The organism is Stenotrophomonas sp. I18B00994 (genome assembly GCF_014145825.1).
Lineage (GTDB): Bacteria > Pseudomonadota > Gammaproteobacteria > Xanthomonadales > Xanthomonadaceae > Stenotrophomonas > Stenotrophomonas maltophilia.
Map to the genome: position 1 here is coordinate 255,661 of NZ_JACIUW010000002.1, position 22,076 is coordinate 277,736.

Below are 22,076 nucleotides of genomic sequence, written 5' to 3' on the forward strand. Positions count from 1 at the left end.
CCAGCGGCCGGCACTACCGCGCGTTACCAGTCCAGCTGCTTCGGCAGGAGGCCCTGCAGTTCCTGCTCGGTCAGGTTGCGCCACTGGCCCGGCTTCAGCGCGCCGATCTTGATGTTGTCGATGCGCACGCGGCGCAGCTGGGTCACGCGATAGCCGAATTCGGCGGCCATCAGGCGGATCTGCCGGTTCAGGCCCTGCTGCAGGGTGATACGGAAGCCGAACTTGGCGATGCGCGAGGTCTTGCACGGCAGCGTCATCTGGTCGTGGATGCGCACGCCGCGCGCCATGCCGCGCAGGAACTCATCGGTGACCGGCTTGTTCACCGCCACCAGGTATTCCTTCTGGTGGCCATTTTCGGCGCGCAGGATCTGGTTGACGATGTCGCCGTTGCTGGTCATCAGGATCAACCCCTCGGATTCCTTGTCCAGGCGGCCGATCGGGAAGATGCGCTGTTCGTGGCCGACGAAGTCGACGATGTTGCCCTTGACCGAAGTTTCGGTCGTGCAGGTGACGCCTACCGGCTTGTTCAATGCGATGTAGACGTGGCGGCGGGCGCCGGGCTTGCGTGCCACGCGGGCGCGCAGCGGCTGGCCGTCGACCAGCACCTGGTCTTCCTCGCCCACCACCGCGCCGGTACCGGCCGGATGGCCGTTGACGGTAACGCGGCGCGCGGCGATCAGGCGATCGGCCTCGCGGCGGGAGCAGAAGCCGGTGTCGGCGATATGTTTGTTGAGTCGGGTGGTCATCGGCCCATTATCCGGCATCGCCGCCCGCTGCGCTTCACGCCAGGGCGGGCGGATCGAGCTCCTCACCGTCGAAGACCCGGTTGCGGCCCGCCCGCTTTGCCACGTACATGGCATGGTCGGCGCGCCGCAGCAGCCCGGCCAGATCGTCCTCGCCCGGTCGCCACTGCGCCAGGCCGATGCTGGCGGTCACCTCCAGCCCCGGCACCTGCAGGGCCTGGCCAGCCTCGGTGATGCGCTGGCGCAGGCGGTCCAGCCGCGCCGACGCCGCCTCGCGCGGCATGCCGGGCATCAGCAGCAGGAACTCTTCGCCGCCCATCCGCACCACTTCGTCCTGGCTGCGTACCGCCGCGCGCAGGGCACGCGCCACCGCCACCAGCACCTGGTCGCCCACTGCGTGGCCGTGGCGGTCGTTGATGTCCTTGAACAGGTCGATGTCGAGGAAGCCGATCACCAACGGGCCGCGCTCACGGTCCACCCGTTCCAGATGGCGGGCCAGCTGCTGCAGTCCGGCGCGACGGTTGGGAAGCCCGGTCAGGCCATCGGTCTCGGCCAGCTGGCGAAGTTCATCACGCTGCTGGCGCAGCCGGCCCAGCCGCTGGTTCAACGCATACGCGGCCATCATCAACAGCCAGGTCACCGCCAGCTGCAGCGCCTCCACCCGGTATTCCAGCAGCCACGCCGCACCACAGGCATCGGCGATGATCAGTACCAGCATCGGTGCCAGCGCGGCCAGACCCGCCTGTGCCCAACGGTCGCCGCGCCAGCGTGCCCAGACGCCGACCATCAGTGCCAGGCCACATCCGGACAGATAGGACACCTGCAAGCCCTTCGCGACCCAGGCCAGATGCTCCCAGCGCAGCCACGGCACCAGCACGGCCAGCGCCATCAGGGTCCACAACACCGCCAGTTGGGCCGGGCGCGATCGAGGCAGCACGCGGTCGCCTCCGTTCAGCCGCCACAGCGCCGGCAGCACCAGTGCCTGGGTCGCAGCGGTCAGCGCCAGCAGCCACCAGGCGCCGTGCTCGCCCACCGGCAGCCAGGGTTCCGGATAGCCGCTCAGCCCGCCGAGGATGGCCTGCCACAGCACCATCACGCTGTTGCCGGCGATGTAGACCAGGAAACTGCGGTCCCGGGTGGTCAGGAAGGCCATCAACGCCGACAGCGCCAGCGCAATCGCCACCGCGATGCAGGCCGCACGCACCAGCAGGCGGGCGGTGTCGTTCTGCTGCACCGGGCTGGGCGCGCCCAGCCGCAGGGTCGGTACCCAACGTGCCTTCAGCGGTGTCTGCCAGGAGACCAGGAACGGCTCATGGCTGCCGGCCGGCGGTACCGCCACCAGGCCGATGCCAGCCCGGAAACGTGAATCGCGGGTGCGCGCGTCGTGCATGTTGCCGCAGATCTCGCGGTCGCCATGCTGGACGCGCACTTCACCGGCAAAGACGTTGAACACGTCCAGCGCCTGCGGTTGGCCTGACCAGCCCTGCGGCGGAGCCGGTACCAGCACCTGCTGGCGGGCGCCGGACAGCATCTCCGGCGTGCATGCGCGGTGCGGCGTCGGCTCGTCGGTAGCGCCGCCGACCAGGAGATAATCATGGCCCGGCACGGCCTCTGCAGCCTGAAGCGGCCACGGCAACGCCAACCACACCATCAGGACGGCCAGCACCGCTCCTGTTCCATACCGCCACTGCCTGCCGCCCACGCCACGTCCTGTTCCTGCTTACGTCCGCGCCCACTGCGCGCCGCCCCTGGCGCGCATTATCGCAGCCGGGCACGCCACGCATGTGTAGACCAAAGTCGGCGCCCGCGGTTCAGCCAGCCGCCGGCGGCCCCTTCACCGCGACCAGCCGTACCGGGCGCAGATCGACCAGGGTCAGCCGCTCCAGCGGCTGCGGCCGTTCGATGGCATAGCCCTGCAGCCCCTGCACGCCAAGCCGGGTCAGCGCACCGGCAACCTCGGCGGTCTCCACCCACTCGGCCACCACTTCCATCTGCAACTCGCGCCCGAGCTCGCTGATCGCGCGCACCGTGGCGTGGCTGACCGGGTCGGTATCCATGTCGCGCACGAAGGCGCCGTCGATCTTCAGGATGTCCGCCGGCAACTGGCGCAGGTAGCCGAAGGAAGACAGGCCGGAGCCGAAGTCATCCAGCGCCATCCGGCACCCCCGTGCCTTCACCGCATCGATGAAGGCGCGGGCCTGGCTGAGGTTGCTGATCGCCGCGGTCTCGGTGATCTCGAAGCACAATTTGGAGGCCAGCGCGCGGTTGCGCTCGAGCAGGTCGCAGACGAAGGCGAGGAATCCCGGCTCGGCGATCGACTGCGCGGACACGTTGACGTTGCACAGGCCCAGCTGGCGCACGTGCGCCGGGCACACCTGCAGGTGGCGGAACAGCAGCCCGAGCACGTGCCGGTCCAGCGCCACCGCCATGCCATAGCGCTCCACCGCCGGCATGAACTGGCCGGGCAGATGCAGGCTGCCATCGGTGCCACGCATGCGCACCAGCACCTCGTAGTGCAGGTAGGACGGATCGCCAACGCGGGCGATGCGCTGTGCATACAGCAGCATGCGATTCTCGGCCATCGCCAGGCTGACGCCCTGCAGGCGCTCGGCCTCCTGCCGCCGCTCCTCCAGCGCCATGCGGTTCTCATTGAAGCAGTGCACGCGGTTGCGCCCGGCCTGCTTGGCGGCATAGCAGGCGCTGTCGGCAGCACTCATCAACCAGTTCACGTCCGGCGCATCTGCACTGACCTCGACCACGCCGATGCTGCAGCTCAGCTGCGGGCTGCCCTCGCTGATCGGGAACGTGGCCTGGCCCAGGTTGCGGATCACCCGCTGCAGCACCCGCTTGGCTTCGTCCTGCCCGGCATGGGCGAGGAACACGGCGAACTCGTCGGCGCCCAGGCGGCCGACCCAGTCACCGTCACGCACGGCCGCCACCAGATAGTCGGCGAAACTGCGCAGCATCTGGTCACCGGCGGCATGGCCGAAGCTGTCGTTGACCAGCTTGAAGTGGTCCAGGTTGATGTAGCACAGCGCATGCGTACCGCCATCACTGCGTACCTGCAGCAGCGCACGCTCCAGCAGCCGCTCGATCTCGCGGCGGTTGATCAGGCCGGTCAGCGGATCGTGGCTGGCGTGATGCTCGATCTCACGTGCCAATGCATGGTTCTGGCTGACATCCTCGATGATCGCAAACACCGACAGGCCGCCTCCCGCGCTGCGCACGCCGGTGCCACTCCAGCGCCCCCACACCAGGCTGCCATCGCGGCGGCAGAAGCGCAGTTCACTCGGCCGCAGCTGCCGGTCCCAGTCGATGCGGCCGACGCCATCGATGACCAGTTCGCCTTCCATCAACAGATCGCCGAGCGACATCTGCAGCAGCACGTCGCGTCGGTAGTCGAGGATGTCGGCCATCGCCTGGTTGGCTTCGATCACCTTGCCGTCGGTGTCGAGCTTGAGCATGCCGACATTGGCCTGGTAGAAGGCCGCACGGAAGCGGCTTTCATGCTCGGTCAGGTCCTTGCCGACGCGGCGCGCGAGGGCCACCGCCATCAGGCTGATCGCCAGCACCGACAACCCGCCGACCACAAGCGTGGCGATCCGTACCATCGTGGCCATGCGCAGCAAGGCTTGCGAAAATGCCTGCGCCTGCACCTGCAGCCGCCGGTCCAGATCACGCAGTTGTTGCAGGTACCGATCGCGGTCCGCCGCTGGCAGCACGCCCTGGGCGTGCCCCGACTGCAGCTCGGCAACCAGCCGCTGCATGGCCAACAGATCATCGTCGGTCTGTCGCCACAGCGTGGTTGCTTCCCGGAATGCACCGATGTCGCGTGCATAGCGGAACGAGAACACCAGGCGTGGGATATCGGCGCGCGCGTTGCCACCCTGCAGGAAGCCCTGCCTGGCCTTTTCCTCGTCCGGTACCGCCTGTTCCAGCGCCAGCCGGGCCTGCAGATCGCCCAATGGAATCCGCAGCGCCTGGCGCGCGTCATCCAGGTCCTGGGCATGGCCACGCGCCAGGTAGCGGCTCAGCGCAGCGGTTGCATCCTGCTGTCCTCGTGACCAGTACCCCTGGCCGGCAATCCAGGCCGTCGAGGCTGCCTGCAGTTCCTGGATCAACGCGGACAACGCGACCAACCCGATCGCCATGCCCGTCAACAACGCAAAGCGCAATCCCAGCCCACGGGTCATCGGCACCCGCCGGCTCTGCTGGTCCGTGCCACTTCTACCCATCCCGGATCCCCCCGAATGTGCTGCGGTGACAACCTGCCTTGGAACCGGCCCAGCCTATGACCGGCAATGTGTGGGCCATGCGAAAAAGGGGACGGAGGGGATTAAGTCGTTTTCGGCATAAGCGCATGGCCTGCCATTTACGACTTAATCCCCTCCGTCCCCTTTTCCTGTACGCCAGCCCGGGGGCGGGCGTTGTCATGGACGGATGCGGGTGCGGCTTAGAAGCTGCGCGGGCCGCGCGGCTTGAAGCCGTCACGACGCGGCGGGCGGCTGTCGCGGTCACCGCCGCGGTCGCCACCATGGCCACCCGGACCACCCGGGCCACCACGACGCGGACCACCCGGGCCGCCCGGGCCACGCTTGTCGAAGCGCGGCTTGAACGGACGCGGGGCCGGGTTGGTGTCTTCACCCGGAGCCAGCGCACGCATCTGCAGCTGCTGGCCGGACACCCACACCTTCTGCAGGTGCGACAGCACGTCCGGCGGCATCTGTGCCGGCAGGTCCAGCAGCGAGAAGTCGTCGTGGATGTCGATGCGGCCGATGAAGCGGCTTTCCAGGCCCGCTTCGTTGGCGATGGCGCCGACGATGTTGGCCGGCTTCACGCCATGTTGGTGGCCCACCGAAATGCGGTAGGTCTCCATGCCCTGCTCCGGTGCACCACGCGGCGGAACCTCACGGCGCGGACGCTGCTCGAAACCACCTTCGGCGTCGTCGCGACGCGGGCCACGCTCGAAGCGTGGACCACGCTCGTTGCGGTCGAAGCGATCGCCACGCTCCGGACGGTCGCCACGGTCGAAACGCTCGCGCGGGGCGCGCTCTTCACGCGGGGCACGCACCGGCGGCTGCAGCAGGAACGGGGTGTCACCCTGCAGCATCTTGGCCAGCGCGGCGGCGATCTCGATGGCCGGCACGTTCTGCTCGTTCTCGAAGCGCTCCAGCAGCTGGCGGTAGAAGTCCAGGCCGCCGGCACCGAGGGTTTCGGTGATGCGCGTGGTGAATTTGTTGATGCGGGTGTCGTTGACCGCTTCCACGCTCGGCAGCTGCATCTCTTCGATCGGCTGGCGGGTGGCGCGCTCGATCTGGCGCAGCATGCCCTTCTCGCGCGGGGTGGCGAACAGGATCGCCTCGCCGCTGCGGCCGGCACGACCGGTACGGCCGATACGGTGCACGTAGCTTTCGGTGTCGTACGGAATGTCGTAGTTCAGCACGTGGCTGATGCGCTCCACGTCCAGGCCGCGCGCAGCCACGTCGGTGGCGACCAGGATGTCCAGCTTGCCTTCCTTCAGCATGGCGATGGTGCGCTCACGCTGGGCCTGCTGCATGTCGCCGTTGATGGCGGCAGCGGCCAGGCCACGGGCCTGCAGCTTGCTGGCCAGTTCTTCGGTGCCGGCCTTGGTGCGCGCGAAGATGATCATCGCGTCGAACGGCTCGACTTCCAGGATGCGGGTCAGCGCATCCAGCTTGTGCATGCCGCTCACCCACCAGTAACGCTGGCGGATGTTGGCCGAGGTGGTGGTCTTGGCCGCGATGGTCACTTCCACCGGGTCCTGCAGGTAGGTCTGCGCGATGCGGCGGATCTGCGGCGGCATGGTGGCCGAGAACAGGGCCACCTGGCGCTGCTCCGGCAGCTTCTTCAGCACCGCTTCGACGTCGTCGATGAAGCCCATGCGCAGCATTTCATCGGCTTCGTCCAGCACCAGGGTCTTCAGCTCGGACAGGTCCAGGGTGCTGCGGTCGAGGTGGTCGATCACGCGACCGGGGGTACCGACCACGATATGCACGCCACGGCGCAGCGCCGACAGCTGCTGCCCGTAAGGCTGGCCGCCGTACACCGGCAGCACGCGGAAGCCCGGGATCTTCGACGAGTAGGACTGGAACGCTTCGGCGACCTGGATGGCCAGTTCGCGGGTCGGCGCCAGGATCAGGGCCTGCGGCTTGATCTGCTGCAGGTCGATGTTGGACAGTACCGGCAGCGCGAACGCGGCGGTCTTGCCGGTACCGGTCTGGGCCTGGCCCAGCACGTCGCGGCCTTCCAGCATCGCCGGGATGGTGGCGGCCTGGATCGGCGACGGGGTTTCGTAGCCGATGGCGGTGACCGCCTGCATCACGGGCTCGGACAGGCCGAGCTGCGCGAACTGCAGCGGCGCTTGGGAATCTTGGGACATGGGGAACTCCGAAGGCACTGCCGTCTTCCTGGCAGTGCGATAAAAAAGGGATGGTCCGCGCTTTGGGCGCCCTTCTTATCGCGTGCCCTGGCGCTGCTCGGTCGGAGGAGATTTCACTCGCTCAGAGCGGGATGATACCGCATTGATCCTGAACGAGGCGTACAGCTTTCCGTGCGCGTGCCGTCATGCCCCGTGCTGGCGCACAATACGCGCCCTCTTCCCGGCCCGGCCGCTGGCCTGCGCCCCTCTTCCCAGGAACCCCGCTCCATGCAGATTCTCGAATTCGACCTCGACGGCGACTACGTCGAACTCAAGCAGCTGCTCAAGCTGGCCGACCTGGTCACCAGCGGCGGCGAAGCCAAGATGGTCATCAGCGAAGGCCTGGTGCGGGTCGACGGCGAAGTCGAACTGCGCAAGGCCTGCAAGATCCGCGCAGGCCAGGTGGTCGAGTTCGCCGACAGCCAGATCCGGGTGCTGGCCGCCGGCTGATGTGAGGCTGTTCAGGCTACGCGCTGGGTCAGGTGCAAGGCAATCAGCTGCCTGAACGGTGCCACGCCCTGCGCCAGGCGCAGGCCGGCCGCCCGCAGCAGCCGCGCCGGGCGGCGATCGTCGGTGTACAGGCTGGCGATCGCATTGGTGGCCTCGTACAGCGGCCGCGACGCCAGCCGGTGACCCCGTTGGTAGCTGGCCAGCATGCCGGCGGCGGCAATGTCGGCACCGCGACGCTGCTGCGCGACGATGCCCTGCGCCAGCCGCTGTGCGCTGGCCAGGCCCAGGTTGAAGCCATGCGCGGTGACCGGGTGCATGCCGACTGCGGCATCGCCGATCAGCGCCGAACGCTCGCCAACAAAACGGTGCGCGTACACACCTACCAGCGGATACGCCTGCGGCGTGGCCACCGGCTGCATCCGGCCCAGCCGATGTTCGAAGCAAGCACTGATGGCCTCGCCGAAGGCCACCTCGTCCATCGCCAGCAGCGCCTCGATCTGCCTCGGCGGCAGCGTGATCACCGCCGAGGCCTGGCCCTCGTTGAGCGGCAGCAGCGCCATCGTGCGGCCGTAGCCGAACCATTCCCAGGCAGTGTGGCGATGGTCGCGCTCGACCTGCATGCGGCACACCAGCATCGACTTGCCGAAGTCGCGCATCTGCGCACCGATGCCGAGCATGCGGCGGGTGGCGGAGAAGCGGCTGTCAGCGGCCACCAGCAGCCGCGCATGCAGTTGGCTGCCGTCATCGAGTTTGACCACATGGCCCTGTGCATCGGCTTGCACGCCCTGCACCTTGCGCCCGTCGAACAGTTCCACGCCGTCCTGGCCCTGCACCGCATCCCATGCGGCACGGCGGATCAGATGGTTGGGTACCAGCCAGCCCAGCGGCTGGCCGTCGACCTGGCTGCTGGCGAAGGTCAGCGCGAACGGCGAGCCGCCGTTCATCACCCTGGCGTCGCGCAGCTCAGCGACTTCGGCCTGCGGCAGGCGCTGCCACAGACCCAGTTGCTCCATGCTCTGCCGCGAGGCATGGGTCAACGCGATCTCCCTGCCATCGAAGGCGGCCTCGGCCAGGGCCTGGCGCGGCTGCACTTCGACCAGCCCGACCTGCAGCCCGCTGCCGGCCAGCGCGCGCGCGAAGCACAGACCTGCCGGTCCGGCGCCAACCACCACCACGTCCATCCTGCGCATGCGCGCCTCCTGCCGATGATTCAGTCCGCGCCAGCATAGCGCCGCGCACCTGAGCGGCCTTGATCTGGATCAGGCCGACTTACAGAAGTGCGAACACCAGCGCCAGGATCGACATCAGCGACACCAGCCACACCAGGCTGCGCACGTAGGGCACGCCTGCGGCGTACAGGGGAAGATAGACCACACGCGCCCAGAAGTAGGCCTGCGCCGCCAGTGCAGTGGTGTCATTGCCGCGACCGGCCACGACCACCGCGATGGCGGCGGCGGCGAAGAACGGGAACGTCTCCAGGAAATTGGCCTGCGCACGCTGCAGGCGCCCGGCCAGAGGGCTGACCGGCTTTGCGTCGCCATCGCGTGCCGAGGCATTCCACTTCATCCCGCGCTCGCGGGTGACCACGGTGGAGGTGGCGAAGATGTAAACGAAGCCGAGCAGGACCGACCAGGCCAGCATCGTCAATTCAGTTGCCATCATTCATCTCCTCAGGGTGCCGACGCACGCAGGCTGTAACCGGCCAGACGCCACACCTGGTCCTCGTCGAAACGGAACGAGACCAGCTCGCGCACCGGCTGCGCGCTGTTGGCGAAACGGGTCGGGAAACTGACGTTGATGTACAGCCCTTCCGGCACCGCGGCACCTGCGCTGTACTTGACCCGGGTGATGGTGGGCTGGCCACGCCCGGCCAGCGCACCCAGGCGCGTGCGCTCGGTGGTCAGCTGGCTGACGAATGCGGCCTTCGGCACCGCACGACGCGCGACGGCGGAGGCGCCATCCCACAGTTCACCGGCGCGGTTGGCATCGACCAGCTGTGCGGCTTTCAATGCAGCAGCGCCCATCTCGGCATCCTGTTTCTGCACCTGGGCCTGCTGTGCAGCGGTCAACGCCGGGGCGCCGGCGGTGGCTGGCTTCGCAGCCGCTGGCGAGGCCGGGGCCGGGCGTGCCGGAGCCGGTGCCGGCGTGGCCGGCGCAGGTGCCTGCGCCAATGCGGTCAGGGGCAGCAGGGACAGCAGCAGGAGCACGCGCTTCATGGACACCGCCGGTTTTCTGGAGAGAACCGCAGTCTACGCCAGCGCGGTGACTATGCCGTCAGCGTGCCGGGGCGTTGCCCTCCACCGCTGCCGCATCAGCCTGCGCGGCGGGCGCGGCGGTGTTCACTGGCGCCTGTTCGGCCACCGGCGGCGGCTCCGACGGTGCCGGTGGCAGCGTTGCCACGTCGATCTCCGACAGTGGGCTTTCTTCCGGGCACACCGCGTCCGGGAAACCGAAGCGCTGCTTCAGCGCCTGGCCGCAGCTGTTGATCGATTCCATGTCAGCGCCTTCCCGCTTGCACTGCTGGTCGAAGGCAATCAGGAACGCGTCCTTGCGTTGCACGAAGTCATCACCACAGGCCCGCATCTGCTTGATCCGTTCCAGATCGTCCTGCACCGCGTTGGTGCCGTCCAGGCCGTACTGGCGCAGCTCATCCTGCGTCAGCAGGCGCAGGCTGCGGTTGGGCACGGTCATCATCAGATCGGCCACACCCACCGCCACGCCGTTGCGCTGCAGGTAGTCCTTCACGTTGTCGTAGACCTCGTGCAGCTCGCGGTTGAGTTCCGCGCGCGAGGTGGCCTTGGAGCTGATCCGCATCATGCGGTGGATGCCGACCTTGCCCGACAGCAGGCGGTTGTCACCGGCAGCCAGCACGAACACGCAGGCACTGTGGCAGATCGAGCCTTCGCGCACCCAGATGGTCCAGCCCGATTCACCGATGCTGTCGCCGGCGACGATCGCCGATTCCACCTGGCCGCCGCTGGAATCCAGGTCGAGGATGCGCTTGTGGATCTTCTGCTCGTCAGCGACCACGGCCAACCGCCACATCATCTCGGCAAAGCCCGGATTGATCTTGCCGGCGTAACGCACGCGCATCAGGCCACGTTCGGCGCACGGCGTCAGCGCCTGGGTGATCTGCTCGCGCTGCAGGCCCTCCAGCTCGACGCCATCGCCCGCCTCACCGGCGTACTCGGTACTGCAGCTGACCCAGGCGCGGCCATTCTCCAACTGCGCCTGCGGCCACGGCCGATCCGCCCGGCTGCGCGGCGGCGCCGGCGGTGGCGGTGCATCGGCGGCATTGATCGACACCATGTTCTCACCATCGCTGGCCGGCGCCCGCGCGGCCTTGTCGGCGGCGGTGACATTGCCCGGATTCTCCAGCTGGCTGCAGCCCGCCAGGGCCAGGCACAACAGGGGCAACCAGCGGAGTTTGGCGGACATCGGGCAACCAGTCTTCACGTGAGCAAGAGCCACAGTCTACCCGTCCGGGGCACGCATTCAGCGCGTGGCACTGAACCCCTTCTGACCCTTGGGAAAAGCGTGTCGACCAGGGTCGACACCTACCAACAGCCGCGCAGAACGCCGTCCCGACAGGTCGCAGGAACCTGTCGAAGGCGGGGTGGGTCCGGTTGCAGGGGCGTGAGCGCCATGGGCCCGAGGCATGCCTCGGGCGGGTTGGGCAGGACGCCCAACCCCGGTCTTGCCGTGTGCGCAGGACAGCGCACACGAGCAAGCGGCGATCGAGCTTACATGGGTGAGGGCGCTTTGCTTGCGAAGCACTGCTTCGCAAGCGCCCGAACGCACAGCCGCCAGCGGCTGGGCCGGGCCCCGGAGGGGTACTTGCAGCGTCCCCTGCAACCGGACCCACCCCGCCCTGCTGCAGGAAACCAGCTTCTGCTGTTGCCGTTGCCGGCCAGCGGCCGGCACTACCACGGGTGCAGGGCGCGGCCCTGCCAGAACCCCCTTCAGCATCCATGTCCGAATGTGGCGAGTATCGCCGTCGCCAGAGGCCTAGACTGGCGCCATGGACACCGCCCTCGCCCTCGACACCGCCGCCTGCGACCGCGCCCGCCTGGCCCGTGACGCACGCTTCGACGGCGTTTTCTTCACCGCCGTGCGCAGCACAGGCATCTATTGCCGCCCCGTCTGCCCGGCGCCGCCGCCGAAGCCACGCAACATCACCTACTACCCGACCGCCGCTGCAGCCGCCGCCGCCGGCTACCGGCCGTGCCTGCGCTGCCGCCCCGAACTGGCACCGCAGGCCCAGCAGGCACTGGCCGGGCAAACCGTGCAGCGCGCCCTCGCCATCATCCACGGCGGCTTCCTGCAGGAGCAGCGCGTTGCAGACCTCGCGCAGAAGATCGGCCTCAGCGCGCGCCAGCTGCAGCGCCTGTTCGTCGAACATCTCGGCGCAACACCCGGGCAGATCCATGCCACCCACCGCCTGCTGCTGGCCAAGCAACTGCTGACCGAAACCACGCTGCCGGTGACCGATGTTGCGCTGGCCGCCGGCTACAACAGTCTGCGCCGCTTCAATACCGCCTTCCTGCAGGGCTGCGGCATGGCACCGACGGCGCTGCGTCGCCAGCACCAGCCGCTGGCCGCCGATGGCGGCGGCCTGGTACTGCGGCTCGTGTACCGCCCACCGTTGGACTTCCCGCGCATGCTGGCCTTCCTGCGCAAGCGCAGCCTGCCTGGCATCGAACTGATCGGCGAAGACAGCTACCAGCGCGTGCTCGGCACACCCGAGCGCCCCACCCTGCTGCGCGTCACCGCCGACCCGAAGCGCCCGGAGCTGCGTCTGCAGCTGGGTGCGGTCGACCCGCGCCTGATCCCCGACATCGTGCGCCGTGTGCGTCGTGTGTTCGATCTGGACGCCGACCTGCAGCAGGTCCATGCCGCCCTGGGCGAGGAACCGCTGCTGGCACGCGGCATCGCCGAACGTCCGGGGCTGCGCGTTCCGGGCGGCTGGGATGGCTTCGAGGTCGGCGTACGCGCCGTGCTCGGCCAGCAGGTCAGCGTCGCCGCCGCCACTACCTTTGCGCGGCGTCTGGTGGATGCGTATGGGGCGCATCTGCCGGGCATGCCGTCCGAGTTCGATCGCCAGTTCCCAGCGCCCGAGGTGCTGGCCGAGGCGCCGCTGGAATCGATCGGCCTGCCGCGCAGCCGCGCAGCCACGGTGCGTGCGCTGGCCGCTGCATGTGCCAGCGGCCAGCTCGACTTCGGACCCGGGCAGGCCCTGGAAGACTTTGTTGCGCGCTGCGTGGCATTGCCCGGCATCGGCCCGTGGACCGCGCAGTACATCGCCCTGCGCGGGCTCGGCCAGCCCGATGCCTTCCCCGCCGGCGACCTGGTGCTGCAGCAGGTGCTCGGCCACGCACAGGGCCAGCGCCTGAGCGAACGTGCAACTGAAGCGCGCTCGCAACCGTGGCGCCCGTGGCGCGCCTACGCCGTGCTGCACCTGTGGCACCTGTCCGGCACGTTCGTTGGAGAACCGACATGACCCTGTTGTTTGATCGCTTCGACAGCCCCATCGGCGTGCTGACCATCGCCGGTGATGAGCGTGGCCTTTCACATGTGCTGTTCCCGGAAAACCGCCATCCGGCACGCGGACGCGACGACTGGCACTACGCACCGGATGCCCTGCCGGAAGCACGCGAACAGCTGCTGCAGTTCCTGCACGGCGAGCGCAACAGCTTCGACCTTGTGCTGGCGCCACGTGGCACGCCGTTCCAGCTGCGCGTATGGCAGGCGCTGGCACTGATTCCGTTCGGCCAGACCTGGAGTTACCTGCAGCTGGCGCAGCACCTCGGCCAGCCCAGTGCGACCCGCGCGGTCGGCGCGGCCAACGGGCGCAATCCGCTGCCGATCATCCTGCCCTGCCATCGCGTGATCGGCAGCAACGGCGCATTGACTGGTTTCGGCGGCGGGCTGGAAACCAAGGCCGCGCTGCTGCGGCTGGAACAACGCCAGGCCCCGCTGTTCGCCTGAGAGGGCTGGCCGGGCTGCGCCCGGCACCCGCAGAGGCTAGAGCAACAGCAACAGCGGGCTTCCTGCGAGGAGGCAGGGTGGGTCCAGTTGCAGGGGACGCTGCAAGTACGTCCCTGTAAGCTCGGTCGCGCCATCCATGGCGCTCACGCCCCTGCAACCGGACCCACCCAGCCTTCGACAGGTTCCGGCGATCTGTCCGAACGTCGTTCTGCGCAACTGTTGGTAGGTGTCGACCTTGGTCGACACGGTAGATCCACGCCATGCGTGGATGGAAGCATCAGGAATTGTGTCTGGAGAAAAGCCCCCTTCCTGTTGAAGGGGGCGCGCCGACAGGCGCGGGGATAAGGAAAAATGCGCGGACACGGCGCGCGATAGCGCGCCGTGTCTTGGGCGCGTCATTGCGCGGGCTTATCATGCGTGGATGACTTCCGTACGCCTGACCTGCGCGCTGGCGCTGCTGCTGCCATTGGCCGCCTGCACCACCGCGCCCGCCCCTTCCGCCTCCGTTCCCGGTTCCGCCGCTGCGGCTTCGCCTCCGAAGCTGCTGCTGATCTCCATCGACGGCCTGCGCGCCGATGCGCTGGACCGTGGGCTCACTCCGAACCTGCAGCGACTGATCGACGGCGGCGTGCGTGCACGCTGGATGACGCCGTCCTATCCGTCACTGACCTTCCCCAACCACTACACCATCGTCACCGGCCTGCGTCCGGACCACCACGGCATCGTCAACAACAGCATGGACGATGCAACCCTGGGCCGTTTCGAACTGAGCAACCGCGACGCGGTCACCACCAGCGGTTGGTGGGGTGGCGAACCGATCTGGGTCAGTGCCGAGAACGCTGGCGTACGTTCGGCCACCACGGCGTGGCCGGGCAGTGAGTCTGAAATCCGCGGCGTGCGCCCCAGCAAGTGGCGCGTGTACGACGGCAAGGAACCGCTGGAGCAGCGGGCCGGCATCGTGCTCGACTGGCTGGCGCAGACCGATGCCGATGCACCGCGCCTCACCACGCTGTACATGGAACACGTGGACAAGGCTGGGCACAACTACGGCCCCGGGTCGAAGCAGTACGCCGACGCCATCGTGCGCGCCGACCAGATCGTCGGCCAGGTGCTCGACGGGCTGCAGCAGCGCGATCTGGCCAAGACCACCAACGTGATCGTCGTCTCCGACCACGGCATGGCCAGCGTCGCCGACGGCAACGTGATCGCCACCGAGTCGATGGCCGACCCGGCCATTGCACGCAATATCAGCCAGGGCCAGTCGGTGGGCTTTGCGCCGGTCGCCGGCCGCGAAGCGGAAGCCGAACGCGCCCTGCTCGGACGCCACGCGCACTACGAATGCTGGAAGAAGGAGAACCTGCCGGCACGCTGGCACTACGGCACGCATCCGCGGGTTCCGGCCATCGTCTGTGTCATGGATGAAGGCTGGGATGCCCTGCACCAGGAGAAGATCGCCAAGCGTGCGAAGCAGGATCGAGGTTCGCATGGCTACGACAACGCACTGCCTTCCATGCGCGCAGTGTTCGTGGCCGGCGGCCCGTCGTTCCGCCAGGGCCTGGTGATCGATGGCTTCGACAACGTCGATGTCTATCCGCTGCTGGCCCACCTGCTGCAGGTACCGGCCGCGCCGAACGATGGCAATCCGGAAACGCTGAAGAAGACACTGCGCTGATGCGGTTGTAGAGCCGAACCCACGCTCGGCTCACCGGACAGGCATAAAAAAACGCGGCGCCAGGCGCCGCGTTTTTCATTGAACCGGTCGCTCGACCGGATCAGGCCTTGGCGACGGCCTTCTTCGCCACAGCCTTCTTCGCCGGAGCCTTGGCCACGGTCTTCTTGGCAACCGGAGCGGCGGCGCCTACGGCGACCTTGCTGGCGGTGTGCGAACGGGCGTTGCCATAGCTGGCGTTGTAGCGCTTGCCCTTGGCGGTCTTGCGGTCACCCTTACCCATGTCTTCAACTCCTCAAATGTGAAATCTGGTTACCCCGTACTGACACGGGTTCGGCGGGGCCGCCTTGCTGGGCGCCCCCGCGCACGATCGAAAATCCTATCACGGAGCGCCTAGTGCGCGCAGCTGGCGTCGTGCACGTGACCGTGGTTGAGGCGCAGGTTGACCAGATGGGCCACACCCACCAGCAGGCCACCGATGGTCATCACCACCGCGTGCGGCACCGCATTGTGGTGCAGCGGGTCATACAGCACGCCGGCCCACAATGCGACCAGGCCGGGAATCAGGAAGCCCAGCGCACGCAGCGCACCGTGCCGGCGGTAGCCCCAGACCAGGCTGAACAACCCCAGCAGGGTCACGAACACCACCAGCGCCTGTTCCACGCCGTCGCTCAGCCAGAACGACAGCCCCAATGAAGGCGCTGCGGCCAGCAGCACCGGGATCACCGCGCAGTGCACCGCGCACAGCATCGAACCAGTGGCGCCGAAACGGTCGAGCAGGTGGCGCAGGCGTGAGGACAGGGACATGACTTCCAGCAGGGTCGGCGAATCGTTATGGAATAATATAACATCCCTCTCCGACCCGCACGGTTTCCCTCCCCCTGTCCCATCGACGGGATTCGTGCGCCCCGCGATTGATACATTGTAACAAAGGACCCGTCCATGCCCGCCCATACCCCACGGCTCAAGCCGCATTCCCTGGCCCTGGCCCTCGCCGCCCTGCTGCCGTCCGTCGCCTTTGCAGCCGGCCAGGACACCGCCCATCGTGACCGCCACCTGACCGAGCTGTCGTCGGTGCAGGTCACCGCGTCGCCGCTGCAGGGTGACGCCGAATCCCTGGCACGCCCGGTGGAGGTTCTGGCCGGTGAACGCCTGGACGAGCAGAAGGCCGGCACCCTCGGCGATACCGTGGCCAAGCTGCCCGGCGTGCAGAGCACCTTCTTCGGCCCCGGCGTCGGCCGCCCGATCATCCGTGGCCAGGAAGGCCCGCGCGTGGCCGTGCTGTCCAACGGCATGGGCAACATGGATGCGTCCACGGTCAGCGCCGACCACGCCACCAGCATCGAACCGTTCCTGGCCGACCAGATCGAAGTACTGAAGGGCCCGGCCACGCTGCTGTTCGGTAGCGGCGCCATTGGTGGTGCGGTCAATGTGGTCGACGGGCGCATCGCGCGCGAGCTGCCTGAGCGGCCGCTCAGCGGTCGTGCCGAACTGCGCGGCAATTCGGTGAACAACGAGCGCAGCGGCATGTTCCGCCTCGATGGCGTCAGCGGAAACGTCGTGCTCCATGTGGATGGCCTGGTGCGCAATGGCGACGACTACCGCATTCCCGGTTACGCGGTGATCGACAGCCTTGAAGACCACCACGACGACCACGACCATGACCACGCGGGCGAGGAAGGCGAAGAACCGCGCCGCGGCCGCCTCGACAACAGTTCGATCCGCACACGCGCAGGTGGCGTCGGCGCAACGTGGCTGGGCGACGGTGGCTACTTCGGCGTGTCGGCCAGCACCTACCGCACCAACTATGGCATTCCCAATGGCGCGCACGTGCACGCCGATGGTGACGATCATGGCCATGACCACGGTCACGACCATGGCGACGAAGAGGAAGGCGGCGACGAGCACGACGTGCGCATCGACATGGTGCAGAACCGCTTCGAGACCAAGGCCGGCATCTACAACCCGGTCTCGTTCCTGAAGAACATCAACGCACGCGTGGCCTACACCGACTACGAACACGTGGAGCTGGAAGCCGGTACGCCGTCGACCCGCTTCACCAACCGCGGCATCGAAGCGCGCCTGGAAGCGGTGCAGCAGCAGATCGGCGGCTGGGACGGCGCCTTCGGCCTGCAGTTCGGCAACAGTGATTTCGGTGCCAAGGGCGAAGAGGCGTTCGTTCCGGATACCGGCACGAAGAACATCGGCCTGTTCGTGCTGCAGGAAAAGCAGTTCGGCCCGTTCAAGCTGGAACTGGGCGGCCGCCACGATCAGGTCAAGCTGGACCCGAGCGGTGACTACCGCCGCCGCACCTTCGGTGCCACCAACCTGTCTGCCGCAGGCATCTGGAAGCTCAACGATGCCGTTGACCTGCGCATCGGCGTGGACAGCTCCGAGCGAGCACCGACCAACGAAGAGCTGTATGCCGCCGGCGCGCACATCGCCACCCGTTCGCTGGAAATCGGCGACGCCAACCTGAAGACCGAGCGCGGCCAGCGCGTGGAACTGGGTATCCACACCCACAGCGAGCGCCTGGACTTCTCCGCGTCGGTCTACCAGACCAGGTTCAAGGACTTCATCTACCTGGCCGACACCGGCATCACCGAGGGCCTGCCGGTGCGCATCTGGACGCAGCAGGACGCGGTGTTCCGCGGTGCCGAGGCCGAAGCGCTGGTGCACCTGTTCGAGGGCGGCGCCGGTGACTGGGATCTGCGCCTGTTCGGCGACTACGTGAAGGCCAAGCTGGATGGCAGCGGCAGCCGCAACCTGGACATCGCCGTGCCGCATGGCGACCACAACCACAACTACACGGTGGAACTGGCCAACACTGGCTATCTGCCGCGTATCGCACCGGCCCGCGTCGGCGCCGACCTGCGCTGGTCGAAGGACGGCTGGCGCGCTTCGGTCGGTGCGGCGCGCTACAGCCGCCAGAAGGACGTCGCCCAGAACGAAGCCCCGAGCGACGGCTACACCCTGGTCGACGCGCACCTGGCCTACCGCTGGGATCGCAACGCCACCAACAGCTACGAGGTGTTCCTGGATGGCAGCAACCTGACCGACCGCGAAGTGCGCCCGCATACCTCGCTGCTGCGCGACTACTCGCCGCTGCCAGGCCGTGGTGTCGCATTCGGCATCCGCGCGTTCTTCTGATCGCGCACGGCGGGGTCAGAGCCCTTTTCGAAGGAAGGGGCTCTGACCCCCACGCCATTCCACGGGGGCCTTCGGGCCCCCGTTTTCATTTCGACCCACGCCATCACACATCCGTCACAAAGATGTGCGTACCACAACAAGCGGACAATCCCGTCACCCAATGTCTCGCCAACCGGACACTTTTGTCCGAAAATGATTCCATGACTGCCCAACGTGCCGATGCCGCCGCCCGCCGTGCCCTCATCCTCGACGCCGCCGATCATGTGTTCGGCCAACACGGTGTCACCGCCCCGCTGGACCTGGTGGTCGAACGCGCCCAGGTAGGCCGCGCCACCCTGTACCGCAACTTCCCGGACCGCACCGCGCTGATCCAGGCGCTGCTGCAGCGCACGGTCGACCGCATCCGGCGCCAGGTCGAGCAGCTCGGCGACCGCGACGACGCCCTGTTCGAGGTGTTCGAGGGCATGGCCCAGCGCATCATTGATTCGCCGGCATTGGCCGATTACTGGCGTGCGGTCGATTCGGACGTGCCGTCCATGCGCACCGCGCGCGAGACCGTGCGCGACCTGCTGGAGGAACCGATCGCGCGCGCCAAGGCCGCCGGGCTGTGCCGTGCCGACCTGGAAAAGACGGATATTTCACTGATCTCGGGCATGCTGGGTGCGGCCCTGCGCGGCAAGACCCGCGACGAGCGCGCTCAGTTGGCCGGGCGCGCCCTGCAGCTGCTGCGTGGGGGTCTCCAGGGAGCTGCCAGCGAGGCCCGTTGATGGTCCAGCCGTATCTGAAGCCGGTTCCGGATTGGGAGGAGCACGAAAAGCCGACCATGCCCGGTTCGGCATCGATGCCCTGGCACCCGCCGTATCGGCGCGCGGCCTATGCGCTGGTATCACTGCTGGTGGCGATCACCGGCGGCCTCGGCAATGCGCTGGTCACCGCCAACCTGCCGTTCCTGCAGGGCCAGCTGGCACTGACCCCGACCCAGGGCAGCTGGCTGGTGGCGGCCTATGCCATGGTGAATGTCACCGCCAACCTGTTGGCCTTCAAGTTCCGCCAGCAGTACGGCATCCGCCTGTTCGCCGAGATCGGGCTGGGCCTGTACGCGGCCCTGGCGGTGCTGCACCTGTTCGTCGGCAGCTTCGAGACCACGATGCTGACCCGCGCCGCCAGCGGCTTCGCGGGTGCGGCCTGTTCGACACTGGGCACGCTGTACATGCTGCAGGCGCTGCCGCGCCGCTTTACCGGCAATCTGCTGGTGGTCGGCGTCGGCCTTTCGCAGCTGGCGGTGCCGATCGCCTGGATCGTTTCACCAGGCCTGGTCGATACCGGCCAATGGCATCAGCTCTACTCATTCGAAGCCGGGCTGGCACTGTGCGCGTTCGCGGCAGTGGTGGTGCTGAAGCTGCCGCCCGGCATCCAGGTGAAAGCCTTCGAACCGCTGGACTTCCTCACCTTTGCCCTGCTCGCACCGGCCGTCGCGCTGCTGGTGATCGTGCTGGCGCAGGGCTACACCCGCTGGTGGCTCAACACGCCGTGGCTGGGCTGGGCCCTGGTCGCCTCGATCGTGCTGTCCACCACCGCCTTCATCATCGAGCACTACCGGCGCAATCCGCTGCTGCAGACACGCTGGCTGGCCAGCCTGCCCGTACTGCATTTCATCGTCGGCGCCTTCCTGATCCGCTTCCTGACCACCGAGCAGTCCTACGGCGTGGTCAACCTGATGCGCACGCTCGGCATGGGCCCTGATCAGTTGCGGCCGCTGTTCGTGGTGATTCTTGCCGGCGTGATCACCGGTATCGCCGGCACTGCACTGACTTTCGGGCCCAAACGGCTGATCCCGCAGCTGCTGATGGCGATCCTGCTGCTGGGCGCCGCCGCGTTCTTCGACCAGCACCGCACCAGCATGGATCGGCCGCACGACTTCTACGCCAGCCAGTTCCTGGCCTCGGTCGGTGCCGGCATGTTCATGGGCCCGTTGATCATGCTCGGCATTTCCGCCGCGCTGAAACAGGGCGTGGACCACATGATCACCTTCCTGGTGACGCTGTCGATCACGCAGACGCTGGGCGGCCTGGCCGGCTCGGCGGTGCTGGGGACCTTCCAGCTGCATCGCGAGCAGCTGTATTCCAGCGCGCTGACCAGCCAGCTCGACCCAGCCGACCCGGTGGTGGCACAGCGCCTGCGCATCCAACAGCAGCTGTACGTCGCCCAGATCACCGATCCGGTGCTGCGCAGCGCGCAGGGCAGCGCGCAGTTGGCGCAGACGACGCGCCGCGAAGCCAACGTACGCGGCTTCAATGATGTGTTCACGCTGAGCGGTTGGTTGGCCATCGGCTTCCTGTGCTGGTTGCTGCTGCTGTCGCTGCGCACCGCCGTGCACAAGCAATGGCGCAAGCGCCACCCCACTTCCCCCGCTGTGGCCACGCCGGCCGCGCCCCGCTGAGTTCTCGACCATGCCTCCCGTCCCGCCCCGACCCGACGACGCCGACAACGTGACCCCACCGCCGCCGACCGACGCGGCGCCTGCCCCTACGCCGGTAGAACCCGCGGTCGCGCCGAAGTACCTCAAGCCCAGCGCGCGCAGCGTGGTGGTGATGGTGGTGGTGGCCTTGCTGGGCATTGCGCTGATCCTGCGCGCCTGGCACCTGTGGCCGTTCACCAGCAGCGTGATGGTGACCGACAACGCCTACGTGCGCGGCCAGATCACGGTGATGGCGCCGCAGGTGAACGGCTACGTGACCGAAGTGCTGGTGAAGGACTTCCAGCACGTGAAGGAAGGCGAGCCGCTGCTGCGCATCGATGACCGCATCTATGCGCAGCGGGTCGCCCAGGCGCAGGCGACGCTGGACAGCGCACGCGCGGCCCTGGCCAACTCGGACCAGTCCCAGGCGCAGAACCGTGCGCAGATTGCCTCCGCCCGCGCCACGTTGTCGGCCGGGCAGGCGGAGCTGCAACGCTCACGCAACGAGACCAAGCGCTACGAGGAACTGGCCGCGCAGCAGCTGGTGTCGATCAACGATCGCGACAAGTTCCGCACCGCGCAGGCCTCGGCGCAGGCCAGCGTCCAGCAGTCGCAGGCGCAGATCCGCATCGCCGAGGAGACCCTGGTATCGACCCAGGTAGCGCGCAAGAGCCTGGAGGCCCAGGTGGAGAGCGCGCAGGCGCAGCTGGAACTGGCGCGCATCGATCTGGCCAACACGGTGATCCACGCGCCGCGCGACGGCCAGATCAGCGAAGCCAGCGTACGCGTGGGCCAGTACGTCGCCGCCGGTTCGCAGCTGCTGTTCCTGGTACCTGACACGCTGTGGGTGGTGGCCAACTACAAGGAAGGCCAGACCTGGGGGATGGCGATCGGCCAGCCGGCCACGTTCTCGGTGGACGCGTTCCAGGGCCAGGTGCTGCGGGGCCGCGTGCAGGAGATCGCGCCCGCCACCGGGTCGGAATTCAGCGTGCTGCGCCCGGACAACGCCAGCGGCAATTTCACCAAGGTGGTGCAGCGGCTGCCGGTGCGGATATCGATCAACAGGGATCAGAAGCTGGCAAAGCAGCTGCGGCCCGGCATGTCGGTGATCGTGCGGGTGGATACCCGTTCCAAGGCGATGGACTAGGACGCAGGCCCTGTCGCACCGTTTCCAAAATG

The 22,076-nt window shown here is 67.8% G+C and carries 18 protein-coding genes; 8 read left to right on the top strand and 10 right to left on the bottom strand.

Annotated features, from left to right (window positions below; translation table 11 throughout):
• Positions 1-23 precede the first annotated feature (23 nt).
• From H4O10_RS03155 to H4O10_RS03170, 4 genes are all read right to left on the bottom strand, one after another.
• Complete coding sequence (locus tag H4O10_RS03155; protein ID WP_005408708.1) at positions 24-746, bottom strand: pseudouridine synthase; 723 nt, start codon at positions 744-746, stop codon at positions 24-26.
• Positions 747-780: 34 nt separating this feature from the next.
• Positions 781-2,445, bottom strand: coding sequence for a diguanylate cyclase (locus H4O10_RS03160; RefSeq protein ID WP_049454697.1), 1,665 nt, complete (start codon positions 2,443-2,445; stop codon positions 781-783).
• Between the two features lie 109 nt (positions 2,446-2,554).
• Positions 2,555-4,978: an EAL domain-containing protein gene (locus H4O10_RS03165; RefSeq protein WP_049454699.1), complete on the bottom strand. Its 2,424-nt coding sequence runs from the start codon at positions 4,976-4,978 to the stop codon at positions 2,555-2,557.
• Between the two features lie 218 nt (positions 4,979-5,196).
• Positions 5,197-7,143 (bottom strand): DEAD/DEAH box helicase, encoded by a 1,947-nt coding sequence (locus tag H4O10_RS03170; RefSeq protein WP_033835111.1) that lies wholly within the window; start codon positions 7,141-7,143, stop codon positions 5,197-5,199.
• 267 nt (positions 7,144-7,410) lie between these two features.
• Here H4O10_RS03170 and H4O10_RS03175 point away from each other — a divergent pair, with 267 nt between their 5' ends.
• Positions 7,411-7,632 carry an RNA-binding S4 domain-containing protein gene (locus H4O10_RS03175; RefSeq protein WP_005408703.1) on the top strand — a complete coding sequence of 74 codons (222 nt, stop codon included), beginning with the start codon at positions 7,411-7,413 and terminating at the stop codon, positions 7,630-7,632.
• Positions 7,633-7,643: 11 nt separating this feature from the next.
• Here H4O10_RS03175 and ubiM read toward each other — a convergent pair whose 3' ends face one another.
• The 4 genes from ubiM to H4O10_RS03195 form a co-directional block, all read right to left on the bottom strand.
• Complete coding sequence (gene ubiM, locus H4O10_RS03180) at positions 7,644-8,822, bottom strand: 5-demethoxyubiquinol-8 5-hydroxylase UbiM (RefSeq protein ID WP_049454701.1); 1,179 nt, start codon at positions 8,820-8,822, stop codon at positions 7,644-7,646.
• 79 nt (positions 8,823-8,901) lie between these two features.
• Positions 8,902-9,291, bottom strand: coding sequence for an MAPEG family protein (locus H4O10_RS03185; RefSeq protein WP_049402234.1), 390 nt, complete (start codon positions 9,289-9,291; stop codon positions 8,902-8,904).
• Positions 9,292-9,302: 11 nt separating this feature from the next.
• On the bottom strand, positions 9,303-9,848 hold the full coding sequence (locus H4O10_RS03190) for a DUF4019 domain-containing protein (protein ID WP_005408699.1): 546 nt from the start codon (positions 9,846-9,848) through the stop codon (positions 9,303-9,305).
• A 58-nt stretch (positions 9,849-9,906) separates the two neighbouring features.
• Positions 9,907-11,070 carry a hypothetical protein gene (locus H4O10_RS03195; protein ID WP_049454703.1) on the bottom strand — a complete coding sequence of 388 codons (1,164 nt, stop codon included), beginning with the start codon at positions 11,068-11,070 and terminating at the stop codon, positions 9,907-9,909.
• A 583-nt stretch (positions 11,071-11,653) separates the two neighbouring features.
• On the opposite strand from H4O10_RS03195, the gene H4O10_RS03200 reads away from it, so the two are divergent.
• The 3 genes from H4O10_RS03200 (at position 11,654) to H4O10_RS03210 (ending at position 15,292) form a co-directional block, all read left to right on the top strand.
• Positions 11,654-13,132, top strand: coding sequence for a DNA-3-methyladenine glycosylase 2 (locus tag H4O10_RS03200; RefSeq protein ID WP_033835539.1), 1,479 nt, complete (start codon positions 11,654-11,656; stop codon positions 13,130-13,132).
• A complete protein-coding gene (locus H4O10_RS03205) occupies positions 13,129-13,620 on the top strand; it encodes a methylated-DNA--[protein]-cysteine S-methyltransferase (protein WP_005408696.1) in 492 nt (163 codons plus the stop codon). The genes H4O10_RS03200 and H4O10_RS03205 overlap by 4 nt, the downstream gene beginning before the upstream one ends.
• Before the next feature lie 421 nt (positions 13,621-14,041).
• A complete protein-coding gene (locus H4O10_RS03210) occupies positions 14,042-15,292 on the top strand; it encodes an ectonucleotide pyrophosphatase/phosphodiesterase (protein ID WP_012479582.1) in 1,251 nt (416 codons plus the stop codon).
• Between the two features lie 100 nt (positions 15,293-15,392).
• On the opposite strand, the gene H4O10_RS03215 is transcribed toward H4O10_RS03210, so the two are convergent.
• Complete coding sequence (locus H4O10_RS03215) at positions 15,393-15,572, bottom strand: 30S ribosomal protein THX (RefSeq protein WP_004150462.1); 180 nt, start codon at positions 15,570-15,572, stop codon at positions 15,393-15,395.
• A gap of 110 nt (positions 15,573-15,682) precedes the next feature.
• Entirely contained in the window at positions 15,683-16,096 is a 414-nt protein-coding gene (locus H4O10_RS03220; RefSeq protein ID WP_008264835.1) for a MerC domain-containing protein, read from the bottom strand.
• 135 nt (positions 16,097-16,231) lie between these two features.
• Here H4O10_RS03220 and H4O10_RS03225 point away from each other — a divergent pair, with 135 nt between their 5' ends.
• The 4 genes from H4O10_RS03225 (at position 16,232) to H4O10_RS03240 (ending at position 22,044) form a co-directional block, all read left to right on the top strand.
• Positions 16,232-18,439 carry a TonB-dependent receptor gene (locus tag H4O10_RS03225; protein ID WP_180845667.1) on the top strand — a complete coding sequence of 736 codons (2,208 nt, stop codon included), beginning with the start codon at positions 16,232-16,234 and terminating at the stop codon, positions 18,437-18,439.
• Between the two features lie 200 nt (positions 18,440-18,639).
• Positions 18,640-19,206 (top strand): TetR/AcrR family transcriptional regulator, encoded by a 567-nt coding sequence (locus H4O10_RS03230; protein WP_049452251.1) that lies wholly within the window; start codon positions 18,640-18,642, stop codon positions 19,204-19,206.
• Positions 19,206-20,879: an MFS transporter gene (locus H4O10_RS03235; RefSeq protein WP_049452252.1), complete on the top strand. Its 1,674-nt coding sequence runs from the start codon at positions 19,206-19,208 to the stop codon at positions 20,877-20,879. Before H4O10_RS03230 ends, H4O10_RS03235 begins: the two co-directional genes overlap by 1 nt.
• Before the next feature lie 10 nt (positions 20,880-20,889).
• Positions 20,890-22,044 (top strand): HlyD family secretion protein, encoded by a 1,155-nt coding sequence (locus tag H4O10_RS03240; protein WP_049403564.1) that lies wholly within the window; start codon positions 20,890-20,892, stop codon positions 22,042-22,044.
• Positions 22,045-22,076: the final 32 nt, after the last annotated feature.

Coding starts and splice junctions, on each gene's coding strand:
- H4O10_RS03215 (WP_004150462.1), bottom strand. CDS start 15,572: ATGGGTAAGGGTGACCGCAAGACCGCCAAGGGCAAGCGCTACAACGCC.
- H4O10_RS03165 (WP_049454699.1), bottom strand. CDS start 4,978: ATGGGTAGAAGTGGCACGGACCAGCAGAGCCGGCGGGTGCCGATGACC.
- H4O10_RS03235 (WP_049452252.1), top strand. CDS start 19,206: ATGGTCCAGCCGTATCTGAAGCCGGTTCCGGATTGGGAGGAGCACGAA.
- H4O10_RS03210 (WP_012479582.1), top strand. CDS start 14,042: ATGACTTCCGTACGCCTGACCTGCGCGCTGGCGCTGCTGCTGCCATTG.
- H4O10_RS03220 (WP_008264835.1), bottom strand. CDS start 16,096: ATGTCCCTGTCCTCACGCCTGCGCCACCTGCTCGACCGTTTCGGCGCC.
- H4O10_RS03240 (WP_049403564.1), top strand. CDS start 20,890: ATGCCTCCCGTCCCGCCCCGACCCGACGACGCCGACAACGTGACCCCA.
- H4O10_RS03205 (WP_005408696.1), top strand. CDS start 13,129: ATGACCCTGTTGTTTGATCGCTTCGACAGCCCCATCGGCGTGCTGACC.
- H4O10_RS03170 (WP_033835111.1), bottom strand. CDS start 7,143: ATGTCCCAAGATTCCCAAGCGCCGCTGCAGTTCGCGCAGCTCGGCCTG.
- H4O10_RS03175 (WP_005408703.1), top strand. CDS start 7,411: ATGCAGATTCTCGAATTCGACCTCGACGGCGACTACGTCGAACTCAAG.
- H4O10_RS03230 (WP_049452251.1), top strand. CDS start 18,640: ATGACTGCCCAACGTGCCGATGCCGCCGCCCGCCGTGCCCTCATCCTC.
- H4O10_RS03155 (WP_005408708.1), bottom strand. CDS start 746: ATGACCACCCGACTCAACAAACATATCGCCGACACCGGCTTCTGCTCC.
- H4O10_RS03190 (WP_005408699.1), bottom strand. CDS start 9,848: ATGAAGCGCGTGCTCCTGCTGCTGTCCCTGCTGCCCCTGACCGCATTG.
- H4O10_RS03195 (WP_049454703.1), bottom strand. CDS start 11,070: ATGTCCGCCAAACTCCGCTGGTTGCCCCTGTTGTGCCTGGCCCTGGCG.
- ubiM (WP_049454701.1), bottom strand. CDS start 8,822: ATGCGCAGGATGGACGTGGTGGTGGTTGGCGCCGGACCGGCAGGTCTG.
- H4O10_RS03185 (WP_049402234.1), bottom strand. CDS start 9,291: ATGGCAACTGAATTGACGATGCTGGCCTGGTCGGTCCTGCTCGGCTTC.
- H4O10_RS03225 (WP_180845667.1), top strand. CDS start 16,232: ATGCCCGCCCATACCCCACGGCTCAAGCCGCATTCCCTGGCCCTGGCC.
- H4O10_RS03200 (WP_033835539.1), top strand. CDS start 11,654: ATGGACACCGCCCTCGCCCTCGACACCGCCGCCTGCGACCGCGCCCGC.